A 14,028-nucleotide genomic window follows, 5' to 3' on the forward strand; every position below is an offset into this window, starting at 1 on the left:
GGATGACCACCGTATCGCGACGTCAATTCTGCATGGGGGGCATCGCCCTGGCTGCAGCAGCTCCCCTGGCGATCTCACTCCCGGCCGTCGCTCAGCAACTGAAGGGCGGCACGTTGCGTGTCGCAGTGCTGAGCGAACTCGCCAATTACGATCCGCAGCAGCTCTCGACCGTCAATTTCCATGTCATCAAGAACCTCTATGACAGCCTGATCGAGTATACGCCCGAGGGAAAGCCGGAGCCGAGCCTGGCGACCGAGTGGACGATCGCTCCCGACAAGACCTCGGTCAGCGTGAAGCTTCGCGACGGTGTGACCTTCCATAGTGGCACGCCGTTCAAGGCTGATTCCGTGTTGGCGACGCTGCAGAAGGGAGCCGATCCCAAGCGCGGCAAGAACGTCTTTTCCACGATGTCGATCGTCAAGGACTGGTCGGCGCCCGATGACCGGACGGTGGTGATCAACTTCAAGGCCCCGGTTCCGGAACGGCAGATCCTCGACCTCCTGCAGTTCCTGATCCCGATCGAGGCAAAGGGCATCGATACGGTCGAGACGGTTCCGGCCGGTACCGGCCCCTTCACTCTGGTAAGCCGCGCGGTCGGGCAGGGACTGCGCCTCAAGGCCAACCCGAACTACTGGCGTGAGAAGCAGCCGATCGTGCAGGATCTCGTCTTCACTGTTTTCAGCGAGGATGCGGCGGCGAGCGCGGCGCTCGAGTCGGGCGCCGTCGACATCATCTATAACGGCTCCTCGCGTAGCGCCGTGCGCCTCAAGAGCGCGGGCTACCAGGTCTTTTCCGGGCCGGGCAAGCTCGTCCAGGTTTTCCGTATCAACTCGACTCGCGGCCCCTTCCGCAACAAATCCTACCGCCAGGCCTTTAACCACCTGATGGATCGAGCGGGCATCCTGCGCGTCGGCTATGCCGGCATGGGCGAGGTTGTGGCGCAGCCCTGGGCGCCGGCAAGCCCGGCCTTCGACGCGAGCTACACCAAGACCTATGCCTACGATCTCGACAAGGCGAAGGCCTTGCTTGCTGCATCCGGCCTCTCGGCAGCCGAGATGAAAGACTGGAAGATGCTGGTCAATGGCAGTGACGAGGCCTCGGTCCAGATCAGCCAGATCGTGCAGGCCTCTCTCGGCAAGGTCGGGATTCCGATCGAGCTTGACATCCGCCAGGGGGCCGAATTCGTCAGCGCCCTGCTGGGTGGTGATTTCGCGGCGGTCTTCGGCGCGGTCGGCAATGTCCAGAAATTCCCGTCGCGCCTGACGACGAATTCGATCTACCGAACCTCGCAGAATCCGATCCTCAAGGACCCGCACCCGCATCCGACCTATGTCGCGGCGATTGCCAAGGTCGATGGCGCGTCGGGCGGAGCGGCAGAGGTCAAGGCCTCCTATGACAACCTGAATAAGGTGCTGGTGGACGAGGCCTTCGCGATACCGACCAATTCCTACGAGGTCGGTCTGATCGTCGCTTCCGATAAGGTCGCCGGGGTGACACTCGAAATCGACAACCTCTTCGTCGCGCGGACGATCGGGTTCAAGTAATGGGGAGCGGCGAGGCGGGACGCCGTCGCCCGGCCGCAACCGCGGCGCCACGCAGCCCATGGCTGCGTGGCGTGACGCGATGAGCGCGACCTTGGGATCGACCTGGCAAGTGTTGCGCCGGCTTTCTGCTCGTCGTGGGACGTCGCTGAGTTTCGCCTTCCTGCTGCTGGTGGCACTGGCGGCGGTGTTTGCCGATGTGCTCCCCCTGGACCCGCTGACGCAGAACCTGGCGGACTCGCTGATGCCACCATCGGCTTCCGCCTGGTTTGGCACCGACGAGCTTGGGCGCGATATCCTGGCGCGCGTGGTCTATGGCGCGCGGACGTCGCTCGTCACCGCCTTCGGTGCCGTCGTTATCGCGGCGCTAGTCGGCGTGCCGGTCGGGCTCGTTGCCGGCTTTTTCGGGGATTGGCGCGATTCAGTGCTGATGCGCTGCATCGATGTCTTGCTGGCGCTGCCGAACATCCTGTTCGCCATGGCGCTGATCGCCGTGCTCGGCCGCAGCCAGGCGGCGGCCCTGGTCGCGGTCGGTATTGCTGGAATACCGAATTTCGCGCGGATCGCGCGGGCGCAGGTCATGGCTCTGCGCCAACTCGATTTCGTCACGGCCGTGCGCAGCTTCGGTGGCGGCTCCTCCTACATCATGTTCCGCACCATCCTGCCCAACGCGCTGAGTCCGCTGGTCGTCCAGGCGATCGTGCTCGCCTCGGTCGCGATCCTGCTGGAGGCTGCGCTCGCCTTTCTCGGAGTTGGCGTGCCGCCGCCGACGCCGAGCTGGGGCGAAATGCTGCGAACGGGGAAATCCTATCTGCACGAGGCGCCGACCTACGCCGTGCTGCCCGGTCTCGTGCTGACTTTGACGATCCTCTCTTTCGATACGATCGGCCGCGCCCTGACCGCACTGCTCGACAGGCAGGATACTGGCATTCCGGAGCGCAGGGGGCGATGACGGGCTATTTGTTGCGCCGCCTTTTGCAGATGCTGCCGGTGCTGTTTCTCGCGTCCTTCGCCATATTCGCGATGATCTACGCGGTGCCGGGCGGCCCTGTCGCGGTGCTCGTTGGTGAGAACGCCTCGCCGGAGGAGATTGCGGCCACCATCGCGCGCTATGGCCTCGATCGACCGATGCTGATCCAATATTTCGACTGGCTCGGCCAGGCGGTGCGCGGCGATTTCGGCCTCTCGCTGCACAGCCGCCAGCCGGTTCTGGCGTTGATCGGGGAGCGCCTCCCGGCAACGCTGCAATTGGCATTCGCCGCGATCCTGGTGGCGTTGGCCGTCGGCATCCCCGTCGCGGTTGCCAGCGCCGCGCGGCCCAATTCCTGGCTCGACCGCCTGCTGAGCGGGTGGAGCGCGCTGGCGCTGGGTGTGCCGACCTTCTGGCTCGGCATCCTGCTGATCCTGCTCTTCGCCGTCGAGCTCCGCTGGCTGCCATCCGCCTCGCGCTACGTGCCGCTCTGGGAGGCGCCGGTGGATGCGCTCCGCAGTCTCATGCTGCCGGCGCTGACTTTGGGCATCTATGTCTCCGGCATCTTTGCGAGGTTCCTGCGCGCGTCGCTGATCGGCGAAGCCAAGCAGGACTATGTCCGCACGGCGCGGGCCAAGGGTTTGCCGGAAAGCCGCGTCGTCGGCCTCCACATCATGCGCAACGCTCTGCTGCCCTTCGTCACGATCGTCGGCCTGATGATGGCGAATTTCATCGGCGGCGCGGTGGTGACGGAAGCTGTCTTCACCTATCCGGGGCTCGGGCGCCTGGTCATCCAGGCGATCAGCACCCGCGACTACCCGCTGATCCAGGGCTGCATCATGGTGATCCTGGTCGGCTATATGCTGGTCAACCTGATCATCGACCTGCTCTATGCGTGGATCGATCCACGCATCGAATATCGTTGATGCCGCTCCGGAGTGCGAGGTCCGGCGCAGGCCTGCATGTGCAGGGCTCGCGCCGGCCATGCCTGTCAGGCGGAGATTATGGGATCCTGCGAGCCGAGATGGCTGGAGATATGCGCGGCGACCTCGCGCAGCCGCATTCCCGCCTTCGCGGCGAGCGGCCGCGGCATTCGCATCAGCGGCGCCGAGATACTGAGCGCTGCCACAGGGTAGTGATTATCGTCGAAGATCGGCACGCCGACGCACATCGCCCCATCTTCGTTTTCGCCGATTTCCGTAGCGTAGCCGAGCTTGGCGACCTGTCGAAGTTGGCGCTCGATCTCTTCGCGCTCAAGCAGCGTGCGCCCGGTTCGTTCGGTCAGAGGCAGGTCGAGCTGGCGCAATTTTTCCGCCTCGGGAAGAAAGGCGAGGATCGCCTTACCCAGCGCGGTGGAATGCATCGGATGGCTGTCGCCGATCCGCGCCTGCATGCGCAGCGAGCGATTGGCCTCGATGAGGTCGATATAGACGATCGTGCCGTTGCCCTTCACCGCGAGATTCACGGTCTCATTGAACTCGTTCATCAGCTCGACCATCGCCGGGCGTGCGAGCTGCCGGATCTTGCTGAAGCTCGCATCGGCACGCGCGATCGAGCGCAGCAGCGGCCCGAGATTGTATTTGTCGGTCTCGCGATTGTGGCTGACGAAACCGGCTTCCGTCAGCGTTTGCAGGTAGCGGAACGTCGTCGTCTTCGGAATCCGCAGCTCACGTCCGACGGTCGTGAGCGCGATCTCGTGACCATGGCGCGCGACGAATTCCAGCACCTTGAGCGCCTTCATCACGGGCTGCACGACGTAAGGGTTGCCCGATTTCTTCGGCATGGTTGCCCCGCATTCTCGCTGTCGCGAGATTGCGCATAGCGGGTCCCTGTGAATTCCGCAAGACGAAACCCGTGTTCCTTTACACGAGATGGGGGCTCTGGTCTGCTTAAATTACCGGCAGTGGAGAACAGTCACGTGCGAGCGAACGGAAGCGGACCAGCAGCAACACTGCGTTTTGAGGAATCGGCGCGGCAGATCGCTGCGAATGCGCGCTACATCGCTGGCGGCGTGAACAGCAACTTCAGGCTGGGCATGGCGCCGGGCCCGCTCGTCTTTGAGCGAGGCGAAGGGGCCCATCTCATCGATGTCGATGGCAACCGCATCATCGATTATTACTGCGGAATGGGGGCAACGGTGCTCGGCCACACCCCGGCCCGGGTCATTGAGGCGGTGCAGCGCCAAGCGGAGCGAGGCATCCTGTTTGCCGGCCAGGCACCGATCGAGCACGAGGCGGCGAAGCTGATCTGCGAGCGCGTTCCCAGTGCCGAGCGGCTTCGCTTCGGGTCCTCGGGCTCCGAGGTGGCGCAGGCCGCGATCCGCCTCGCTCGTGCGGCGACGGGGCGGCGCACCATCGTCAAGTTCGAAGGGCATTATCACGGCTGGTTCGACAACGTCCTGTGGTCAACGGCGCCGGGCCTCAATGCGGCCGGTCCGAGCGACGCGCCCACGCCTGTCGCCGGGAGCCGGGGGCAGGACCCCAGCGCGGGCGACGGTCTGTCGATCCTCGGCTGGAATGACCTCGCTGCTCTCGAGGCCCGCCTTGCCCGCGGGGACGTCGCGGCGGTGATGATGGAGCCGGCCATGTGCAACCAGGGCGCCATCGCACCGCTGCCAGGCTATCTGCAGGGTGCGCTCGCTGCCTGCCGCGCCCACGGCGCCCTGCTGATCTTCGACGAGGTCATCACGGGTTTCCGCCTTGGCCGCGGCGGTGCCCAGGAGCGCTTCGGCGTCACGCCGGACCTCACGATCCTGGCGAAGGCGATTGCCAACGGTTTTCCCGTCGCAGCGATCGCGGGGCGGGGCGAGCTGATCGATATGTTCGCGGATGGCGTGCTCCATGGCGGCACCTTCAATGCGCAGCCGATCGCGATGGCGGCGATGGTCGCAACGCAGCAGTCACTGACGCCGGAGCACTACGAGCGCAGCTCGGTTCACGGCCAACGGCTCCAGGACGGCATTCGTGAGATCCTGACTCAGGCAGGCATCAAGGCCCAGGTCGCGGGCTTTCCGCTGATGTTCCACATTGCCTTCGGGCTCGACGCGCCGGCGCGCGACTACCGGGATGTCGCAGCGTCCGACAAGGCGGCCTACAGTCGCTTTGCGCTCGCGCTGCTGAAACGCGGCGTTCGCGTGCTCGAGCGAGGCGCGTGGTTCGTCTCATCCGAGCACGATGCAGGGATCATCGAGGCGACTCTGGAGGCGGTGCGCGGCGCCGTGCGCGAAATCTGATCGGACCGATGCCCGCCTGACATTCACACCCGCGCTGTGCCCTGCTTCATCCGGAGCTGTCTCGAGTGGGCGGTCGGTTTGCACCGACCGCCCACGTTTCCCGGACATGGTTGCCCTAGTTCTTCTTGGGCGGAGTGGCGGGCCAGGACTTGATCAGGGTATCGTAGTCGATAGTCTCCCCTTTCGGCTTCTCATTGGCGAGCTTGGGTTGGGGCGCGATATTGCCGTCGGCCTTGGATTTGGCGAACCAGGCTTCCGCTGTCTGCTTCGGGTTCAGCTTCGGTCCGCAATCGCCCTGCACGGCGGAGCGCTCGAGCCGTTCCAGGACCGAATCCTGCGCCGCTGCGAGTGCGTCCATGGCGGCTTGAGCAGTCTTGGCGCCGGAAGAGGCATCGCCGATATTCTGCCACCAGAGCTGGGCTAGGCGCGGATAGTCGGGCACATTGTTGCCGGTCGGCGTCCACTGCACGCGCGCGGGTGAGCGATAGAACTCGATCAGCCCGCCGAGTTTCGGCGCCCGTTCGGTGAAGCTCTTGTCCCAGATATCGCTCTCGCGAATGAAGGTGAGCCCAACATGGCTCTTCTTCAAACTGACTGACTTGGAGATGATGAACTGCAGGTAGAGCCAGGCGGCCTTGCGCTTCTCGATCGGCGTCGAGTTCAGCAGCGTCGCAGAGCCGGCATCTTGGTAGCCGAGCTTCATACCCTCCTTCCAGTAGGATCCCTTCGGCGACGGGGCCATGCGCCATTTCGGCGTGCCGTCGGCATTCACCACCGGCAATCCGGGCTTGACCATGTCGGCGGTGAAGGCCGTGTACCAGAAGATCTGCTGGGCGATATTGCCCTGCGCCGGCACCGGCCCGGACTCGGAGAAGGTCATGCCACGCGCCTGCGGCGGCGCGTACTTGTTAAGCCAGTCGACATATTTCTGCACGGCATAGACGGAGGCAGGCCCGTTCGTATCGCCGCCGCGCTCGACGGAGGATCCGACCGGCCGGCAGCCCTCCATGCGGATGCCCCATTCATCGACCGGCAGGCCGTTTGGGATGCCCTTGTCGCCATTGCCGGCCATCGAAAGCCAGGCATCAGTGAAGCGCCAGCCGAGCGAGGGGTCCTTCTTGCCGTAATCCATGTGGCCGTAGACGCGGGCGCCGTCGATCTCCTTGACGTCGGTGGTGAAGAACTCCGCGATGTCCTCATAGGCCGACCAGTTCACCGGCACGCCGAGCTCGTAGCCGTACTTGGCCTTGAACTTCTCCTTCAGATCGGGGCGGGTGAACCAATCGTAGCGGAACCAGTAGAGGTTCGCGAATTGCTGGTCCGGCAGCTGGTAGAGCTTGCCGTCGGGTGCGGTACCGAAGGACTTGCCGATGAAGTCGTCGACATCGAGCAGTGGATTGGTGACGTCCTTGCCCGGCCCCGCCATCCAGTCGGTCAGGTTTACGGTCTGCTTATAGCGGAAGTGGGTGCCGATCAGGTCTGAATCATTGATCCAGCCATCGTAGACGTTGCGGCCGGACTGCATCTGCGTCTGAAGCTTCTCGACCACGTCGCCTTCCTGGATCAGGTCGTGCTTGAGCTTGATCCCGGTGATTTCGGTGAAGGCGCGCGCCAGCGTCCGCGCCTCGTATTCATGCGTCGTGATGGTCTCGGAGACGACGTTTACCTCCATCCCCGCGAACGGTTTCGCTGCATTGACGAACCATTCCATCTCCTTGAGCTGTTCGTCCTTGGACAAGGTCGAGGGTTGGAATTCACTGTCGATCCAGCGCCTTGCTGCATCCATGTCTGCGAAGGCGGGGACGGCGCCGAGCACGAGGCTGAGCGCGGTGGCGGCTAGCATCTGCTTTCTCATCGTTTCCTCCACTGGACGATTGTTGTCGTTCGGGCGTTGGCGGCCTCTTGTTGCGAAGGCGGTTTGTGTCGTCGGTCAGCCTCCGGGGTGGTCAGACGAAGCGCAAAACCGCTGCGGCGTAGGCAAGCGAGAGCAGCGAGGCCCACCATAGCTCGGCTCCGCTGAGCCCGAGCCAAGCAAGGTGGATGAAGGCAGCGCCGAGTAGGCTGAGAAACAGTCGGTCTCCGCGCGTCGTCGGGATTCCCAGCACGCCGATTCTCTCGATCTCCGGCCGCCAGATCGCGAGCGCGGTCATCGTAAGCAACAGGGCGAAGAGCGCGGCGAAGATCAGGCCGGTCTGCGGGGTCCATGCCATCCATGCCAGGTCGATCGCGGCAAAGCCGGGCATCATACCCTCCCCAGGGCAAAGCCCTTGGCGATGTAGTTGCGGACGAACCAGATCACGAGCGCTCCGGGGATCAGCGTCAGCACGCCCGCCGCGGCGAGCAGCCCCCAGTCCATGCCGGCTGCCGAAACCGTCCGGGTCATGGTCGCGGCGATGGGCTTGGCGTTGACGGTGGTCAGCGTGCGGGCAAGCAGAAGCTCGACCCAGGAGAACATGAAACAGAAGAAGGCGGTGACCCCGATGCCATTGGCGATGATCGGCGCGAAGATCTTCACGAAGAAGCGGGGGAAGGAATAGCCGTCGAGATAGGCTGTCTCGTCGATCTCGCGTGGCACGCCCGACATGAAGCCTTCCAGGATCCAGACTGCGAGTGGCACATTGAACAGACAATGCGCCAGCGCCACGGCAAGTGGCGTGTCGAACAGGCCGATCGCGGAATAGAGGTTGAAGAAGGGCAGGGCGAAGATCGCCGGTGGCGCCATCCGGTTCGACAGCAGCCAGAAGAACAGGTGCTTGTCGCCGAGGAAGCGGTAGCGCGAAAAGGCATAGGCCGCCGGCAAGGCCAAGGTGATCGAGATCACCGTATTCATGACCACATAGGTCAGTGAGTTGATATAGCCAGAGTACCAGGATGGATCGGTAAAGATCGTCCGGTAGTTCTCGAACGTGATCTCGCGGGGCCAGAGCGTCATGCCAGAATTGATCTCGGCATTGGTCTTCAGGCTCATGATGATCAGCCAATAGATCGGCAGCAGCAGGAAGACGAGGTAGAGCCCGAGCGTCACCGCGCCGCCGTTGAAGCGGAAGGCTGCGCGTGCCTTCTGCGTCGCCTTGGCTGCGGAGAGGGTGGAGGCTGAGGTGAGGCTGTCCGTCGTCATCGGCCGCACCTCACGCATCCGCCGGCGGGCGCCGACGCTCGACGTCGAGATTGGTCATCACAGTGTAGAAGACCCAGCACACGGCGAGAATGATCAGGTTGTAGACGATCGACATCGCAGCGGCCTTGCCCAGGTCGAACTGTCCGAGCGCCAGCTTCACCAGCTCGATCGAGAGGAAGGTCGTCGAGTTGCCGGGCCCGCCGCCGGTGACGACGAAGGGCTCGGTGTAGATCATGAACGAGTCCATGAAGCGCAGCAGCACGGCGATGATCAGTACGCGCCGCATCTTCGGCAACTGGATGAAGCGGAACACCGCCCAGCGGCTGGCACCGTCGATCCGCGCCGCCTGGTAATAGGCATCGGGGATCGATTTCAGCCCGGCGTAGCAAAGCAACGCCACCAAGGAGGTCCAGTGCCAGACATCCATCACGATGATGGTGATCCAGGCAGCCAGAGGGTCGGCGACGTAGTTGTAGTTGATGCCGAGCCGGTTGACCGTGTAGCCGAGCAGCCCGATATCGCTGCGCGCGAAAACCTGCCAGATCGTGCCAACCACGTTCCACGGCACCAGCAGCGGCATCGCCATCAGCACCAGCGTCGCTGCCACTTTCCAGCCCTCGCGCGGCATGGCGAGCGCGACCGCGATGCCGAGCGGCACCTCGATCGCAAGGATGATCGCGGAGAAGGCCAGATTGCGCCCCAGCGAGTCGCGCACCCGTCCGCCAAGATCGCTCGACGGGTCGAGCAACTCCTTGAACCAGCCGGTGCCGTTCCAGAAGAACTGGTTGTTGCCGAACGTGTCCTGTACCGAATAGTTCACCACCGTCATCAGCGGGATCACTGCGGAGAAGGCGACGATGGCGAGGACCGGCAGGACCAGCAGCCAGGCGCGGTTGTCATAGGGCCTCTCCATCAGGTCCTCCCGTCCAGGCGTTCGCCATCGGCATAGACATGGACATGGCCGGGCTGGAGAATGAGCCCAGCGGTCTTGCCAATGTCGCTCAGCGCATCCGGCACGCCGGCCGCGAAAGGGTGTCCCCCGAGGTGCAGGCGCGCGAGCCTTGTGCGGCCGAGATCGTCGATGCGCTCAACTGTGACGGATAGGCCCTCGCCAGCACGCGCGAGGAGGGCAAATTCTGGCCTGATGCCGATCTCGATGCGCTTGCCGGGGGGAATGTCGTAGCTGCGGCTGAGCCCGATCGCCGCGCCGTCGATATGGGCCTGGTTACCGTCGACCTTGGCTGGCAGCACGTTCATGCCCGGCGAGCCTATGAAGTAGCCGACGAAGGTATGCGCGGGCTTCTCGAAGAGCTCGTCCGGTCGCCCGGCCTGCACCACCCGCCCGTCATGCATCACCACGACCGTATCGGCGAAGGTCAGCGCCTCGGTCTGATCATGCGTCACATAGATCATGGTGACGTCGAGCGCCCGGTGCAGCGCCTTGAGCTTCGAACGCAGCTCCCATTTCAACTGCGGGTCGATGACGGTCAGCGGCTCGTCGAACAGGATCGCGGTAACATCTGGCCGGACCAACCCACGGCCAAGCGAGATCTTTTGCTTGGCGTCGGCAGTGAGTCCGCGTGCCTTCCGGCCGAGATCGCCGCTCATCTCAAGGAGCGCCGCGATCTCGCGCACGCGGGCATCGACCGCGTTGCCAGCCAAGCCGCGATTGCGAAGCGGGAAAGCGAGGTTCTCGTAGACGCTCATCGTATCGTAGACGACGGGGAACTGGAAAACCTGGGCGATGTTGCGTCGCTCTGTCGGCAGGCCGGTGACGTCGCGCCCATCGAACAGCACCTGGCCATGTGAGGGCGTCAGCAGGCCGGAGATGATGTTGAGCAAGGTGGTCTTGCCGCAGCCCGAGGGGCCGAGCAGCGCATAGGCGCCGCCCTGGCGCCAGGTCAGGTTCATCGGTTTCAGGGCGAAATCGGCCGGCGCCGTCGCGTCCCGCTTGTAGGAATGGGCGAGGTCGAAGAGTTCGATGCGCGCCATCGCCCCGTCCTCATGCTGCCGAGAGGAAGGCGGGGGCGTGGGCGAGCCCGCCGTCGGGATCGAAGACGAAGACGCCGGCCGGATCGACATGGACTGTGACCGCGGCGCCAGGCTCGAGTTCCTGCACGCCGGGTACGAGCGCCACCCAGCGCGAGCCCGCTGCCTCGACGTGGACGAAACTCTCCGAACCGGTGATCTCGGCAACCGTGACCGTGCCGTTGAACGCAAGGCCGGGACCAGCCGGTCGATGTAGCGTCAGCTGATGCGCGCGGAAGCCGAGCTGGTACGCGCCATCTGCAAGACCGCCGAGAGGCCCGGTTGCGGGGCCAATCGCGCCACCCGGCAGCAGGATTTCCGCTGCACGCTTGGTGACCGGCAGCAGGTTGAGCGGTGGGTCAGAGAAAATGCGCGCAGTGGTCAGGTCAAGCGGCCGGCGATAGACCTCGGCGCTGCGGCCATGCTGCGTCACCCGACCCTGCCAGAGCGTCGCGGTAAAGTCGCCGAGCAGCAGAGCCTCCTGGGGCTCCGTCGTCGCGTAGACCACAGTCGCCTTGGAACCACGCACGATCTTCGGCAGTTCCTCGCGCAATTCCTCGCGCAGCTTGTAGTCGAGATTGGCGAGCGGCTCGTCGAGCAGCACGAGATCGGCGCCCTTGATCAGCGCGCGCGCCATGGCCGTGCGCTGCTGCTGGCCACCGGAAAGGTTGAGCGGCATCCGTTCCAGAAAGGACTCAAGCTGCATCAACCGCGCCATGGCGCGGACCTTGCTTTCGATTTCGGCCCTGGGCAGCCCCTTCACCCGGAGAGGCGAAGCGATGTTCTCGAAGACGGTGAGGTTCGGGTAGTTGATGAACTGCTGGTAGACCATGGCGACCGAGCGCTCGCGCACGGCAAGGCCGGTGACATCGGTTTCGCTCGTGCCGTCATCAACGAGGATGCGCCCCGCGCTTGGCCGGTCGAGCCCGGCCATCAAACGCATCAGCGAGGTTTTGCCCGAGAGGGTCGCGCCCAGCAGCACGGTCATCGTGCCGGGCTTCAGGCGCAGGCTCGTCTCGTGGATATAGGTTTCCGCCCCAACCTCGCGACGCACCCTGTCGAGAACAAGACCCACTCCAGCCTCCTTCAAGCCCCCTGCTTCATCAGGGTGGTGACGAGTTCATTTGTGAATGCGTTGAGCCTTTGCTGTAACGATTCCGGCGATTGCGGAGGTTGATACGCTTAGCGCTTGTCGTTCGAGCGCTGCGGCCCGAGGGCTGTGGTAAATAAGCGGACGCGCGGGCTTGTCGGTGCCGGGATGCCGGCGCGAATCCACTATGCCCTCGACACCAACCAGCATCTCACGAGCCTTCGTGCCACAGGCGCGCACCAGCCGGATGACGGTCGCGCGACGGTTGAGAATAGCGCCAATCGGTCTCGGCCACGAGAGTTTCAAACCCCTCGTCTGGAAACATCCTGACAGAATTTGGAGATTGCGCGAAGGGGAGCGCAGGGTGGTCTCGTGTCCCGGTCTCAAAGCGCTCCCGCTCGTATCAGTTGCCGGATCTGAACGAAGCTGATTGCTCGTGGAGCCCTGACCCGCTTTGACTGGAGCAAGGCATAGGCCGCGTTGCATCTCGCGGAACGGACATCGGATCTGAGCACGTGGCCAAGTGCTGAGGCCTCGCTTCATCGTGCTGACGGCATTGGGGGCAGTTAGGCCTTCTCGCCCCTGCGGCGTTCGAACGCGAGCGCGCGCCGCCTCAAGCGGCGCGCCTGAACTGACAGCCAAGAGCGAACAGGCCGAATGCGGCCAATTGACCGGCGACCAGCATGAAGGGCCATTCGAAGCTGCCCGTGCGGCTGGCGACGATGGCAAATATCAGCGGCCCGCATATCGAGCCCACGAAGCCGAACAGGCTGGCTCCGGATGTCACGTCGCCGATCAGAGTGGGCGGTGCAACTCGCGCCAGCTCCGCCATGTGGACACCGTTCCAGCCCATCGATGTGGCACCGACCAGCGCCATGCAGCCATAGACCATCCAGGGACTGGCGGTAGTCGAAGAGACAAGCAGCATGATCGCCGAGCCTGCGCCCAGGGCCAGAAGCGAGAGAAGCAGGAGCCCGCCGCCCATGCGATCCGCCAGCCATCCAAAGAAGATGCGTGCGACCGTGCTCGCTGCAAGCAAGACGGCGATGTAGTGACCGGCCTGTGCCAGGGTCTTCCCGTGCTGCGTGACCATGTAGGTTGCCGTGAACGCCGTGATGCTGGCCTGCGTTATGGAAAACGCGACTCCCAGCGCGGTGAGCATCGGCAAGGACGGGTGCGAGTTCAGGACCCTGGCTGACCGAGAGAGCGAGGACGGCGAGAGAAACAATCGGGGCCAGGCCCGGTTCTGTGGGCCCTTCTCCGCGTCGAGGATTGCTTGAAAGGGCTGAACTAGCACGACGCAGAGAAGGATGATCGCGACAATCGTCCAGACCGCGCCGACGAAGCCGAGCCCCAGGACCAGAGGCGCGACAACGAGACCGGCTATGGCGCCGCCCAGAGGCACGCCCGCCTGCTTGATCGAAAACACAAGCGTACGGTGCCTGGGGGGCGCCGTACGCATCAGCAGCTGGCTGCCAGCCGGCGTATTGGGCGCCAGGCCCAGGCCCACAAGGAGTGCACCGACGAGGCCGACGAGGCCAAAGGACTGCGACAGGAGCAGGAGACCCGCCGCAACGAAGACCAGGCCGAGCTGCAAGGCTCGGATCGGGCCATGATGATCGAGCATCGGGCCGCCGCACGCCAGGAACCAGCAGATGCCGACCGAAACGACTGCCGAAACATAGCCGATGCTCTCTGGCGTCATGCCCCAGCGTTGCGTCAGAATCGGGCCCAGGAGAGGGATCGCAGCGGCTGCAAAAGAGCTAATGACTTGCACAAGGAGAGTCGCGCTCAGGGCGCTCGCCCAGACCGGCAGCTTCAAGGCAGACCTCCCGTCCCGTCGCCATTCGTCATTCCCCCTCCAGCTTCAGCACGAGCATGCAGGGATTGCGGCGTTGAACTGGTCTTCCGGCAATGTCGGCGACCGGTCGAGGCCATTTCCGGGCTATGGGGGCTGCAACAGAAGCATGCGGTTCGCCGGGCTGAGGCCTTTCGCGATTGCTCTCTGAACCCAGTCGAACCGGACCAATAGTCGGCTTCTTCCCTTTG

Annotated in this window: 12 protein-coding genes; 4 read left to right on the top strand and 8 right to left on the bottom strand. The window is 64.2% G+C overall.

From position 1 onward, the window contains the following. Window positions 1-2: 2 nt before the first annotated feature. From BIWAKO_RS12670 to BIWAKO_RS12680, 3 genes are all read left to right on the top strand, one after another. On the top strand, window positions 3-1,544 hold the full coding sequence (locus BIWAKO_RS12670) for an ABC transporter substrate-binding protein (RefSeq protein ID WP_069878980.1): 1,542 nt from the start codon (window positions 3-5) through the stop codon (window positions 1,542-1,544). A 79-nt stretch (window positions 1,545-1,623) separates the two neighbouring features. Then, entirely contained in the window at window positions 1,624-2,493 is an 870-nt protein-coding gene (locus tag BIWAKO_RS12675; RefSeq protein WP_069878981.1) for an ABC transporter permease, read from the top strand. Then, entirely contained in the window at window positions 2,490-3,437 is a 948-nt protein-coding gene (locus BIWAKO_RS12680) for an ABC transporter permease (RefSeq protein ID WP_069878982.1), read from the top strand. The genes BIWAKO_RS12675 and BIWAKO_RS12680 overlap by 4 nt, the downstream gene beginning before the upstream one ends. Window positions 3,438-3,502: 65 nt before the next feature. Here BIWAKO_RS12680 and BIWAKO_RS12685 read toward each other — a convergent pair whose 3' ends face one another. Further along, window positions 3,503-4,294 carry an IclR family transcriptional regulator gene (locus BIWAKO_RS12685; protein ID WP_069878983.1) on the bottom strand — a complete coding sequence of 264 codons (792 nt, stop codon included), beginning with the start codon at window positions 4,292-4,294 and terminating at the stop codon, window positions 3,503-3,505. 135 nt (window positions 4,295-4,429) lie between these two features. Between BIWAKO_RS12685 and BIWAKO_RS12690 the strand changes: the two genes are divergently transcribed. Beyond that, window positions 4,430-5,743, top strand: coding sequence for an aspartate aminotransferase family protein (locus BIWAKO_RS12690; protein ID WP_244523433.1), 1,314 nt, complete (start codon window positions 4,430-4,432; stop codon window positions 5,741-5,743). Between the two features lie 115 nt (window positions 5,744-5,858). Here the strand turns inward: BIWAKO_RS12690 and BIWAKO_RS12695 are convergent, their stop codons facing one another. From BIWAKO_RS12695 to BIWAKO_RS12725, 7 genes are all read right to left on the bottom strand, one after another. After that, window positions 5,859-7,598 carry an ABC transporter substrate-binding protein gene (locus BIWAKO_RS12695; protein ID WP_069878984.1) on the bottom strand — a complete coding sequence of 580 codons (1,740 nt, stop codon included), beginning with the start codon at window positions 7,596-7,598 and terminating at the stop codon, window positions 5,859-5,861. 91 nt (window positions 7,599-7,689) lie between these two features. Beyond that, entirely contained in the window at window positions 7,690-7,986 is a 297-nt protein-coding gene (locus tag BIWAKO_RS12700; protein ID WP_069882420.1) for a DUF2160 domain-containing protein, read from the bottom strand. Then, a complete protein-coding gene (locus BIWAKO_RS12705; RefSeq protein ID WP_069882421.1) occupies window positions 7,986-8,768 on the bottom strand; it encodes a carbohydrate ABC transporter permease in 783 nt (260 codons plus the stop codon). The genes BIWAKO_RS12700 and BIWAKO_RS12705 overlap by 1 nt, the downstream gene beginning before the upstream one ends. 103 nt (window positions 8,769-8,871) lie before the next feature. Beyond that, window positions 8,872-9,774, bottom strand: coding sequence for a carbohydrate ABC transporter permease (locus BIWAKO_RS12710; RefSeq protein WP_069878985.1), 903 nt, complete (start codon window positions 9,772-9,774; stop codon window positions 8,872-8,874). Further along, the gene (locus BIWAKO_RS12715; RefSeq protein ID WP_069878986.1) at window positions 9,774-10,853 is read right to left on the bottom strand and encodes an ABC transporter ATP-binding protein; all 1,080 of its coding nucleotides are present in this window, start codon (window positions 10,851-10,853) and stop codon (window positions 9,774-9,776) included. Before BIWAKO_RS12715 ends, BIWAKO_RS12710 begins: the two co-directional genes overlap by 1 nt. Window positions 10,854-10,863: 10 nt before the next feature. Continuing rightward, complete coding sequence (locus BIWAKO_RS12720) at window positions 10,864-11,964, bottom strand: ABC transporter ATP-binding protein (protein ID WP_069878987.1); 1,101 nt, start codon at window positions 11,962-11,964, stop codon at window positions 10,864-10,866. A 628-nt stretch (window positions 11,965-12,592) separates the two neighbouring features. Further along, window positions 12,593-13,756, bottom strand: a complete 1,164-nt coding sequence (locus BIWAKO_RS12725) for an MFS transporter (RefSeq protein ID WP_244523638.1) — start codon at window positions 13,754-13,756, stop codon at window positions 12,593-12,595. Window positions 13,757-14,028: the final 272 nt, after the last annotated feature.

This window comes from Bosea sp. BIWAKO-01 (assembly GCF_001748145.1).
In the GTDB taxonomy this organism is placed as follows: domain Bacteria; phylum Pseudomonadota; class Alphaproteobacteria; order Rhizobiales; family Beijerinckiaceae; genus Allobosea.

Coding starts and splice junctions, on each gene's coding strand:
- BIWAKO_RS12670 (WP_069878980.1), top strand. CDS start 3: ATGACCACCGTATCGCGACGTCAATTCTGCATGGGGGGCATCGCCCTG.
- BIWAKO_RS12675 (WP_069878981.1), top strand. CDS start 1,624: ATGAGCGCGACCTTGGGATCGACCTGGCAAGTGTTGCGCCGGCTTTCT.
- BIWAKO_RS12680 (WP_069878982.1), top strand. CDS start 2,490: ATGACGGGCTATTTGTTGCGCCGCCTTTTGCAGATGCTGCCGGTGCTG.
- BIWAKO_RS12685 (WP_069878983.1), bottom strand. CDS start 4,294: ATGCCGAAGAAATCGGGCAACCCTTACGTCGTGCAGCCCGTGATGAAG.
- BIWAKO_RS12695 (WP_069878984.1), bottom strand. CDS start 7,598: ATGAGAAAGCAGATGCTAGCCGCCACCGCGCTCAGCCTCGTGCTCGGC.
- BIWAKO_RS12700 (WP_069882420.1), bottom strand. CDS start 7,986: ATGCCCGGCTTTGCCGCGATCGACCTGGCATGGATGGCATGGACCCCG.
- BIWAKO_RS12710 (WP_069878985.1), bottom strand. CDS start 9,774: ATGGAGAGGCCCTATGACAACCGCGCCTGGCTGCTGGTCCTGCCGGTC.
- BIWAKO_RS12715 (WP_069878986.1), bottom strand. CDS start 10,853: ATGGCGCGCATCGAACTCTTCGACCTCGCCCATTCCTACAAGCGGGAC.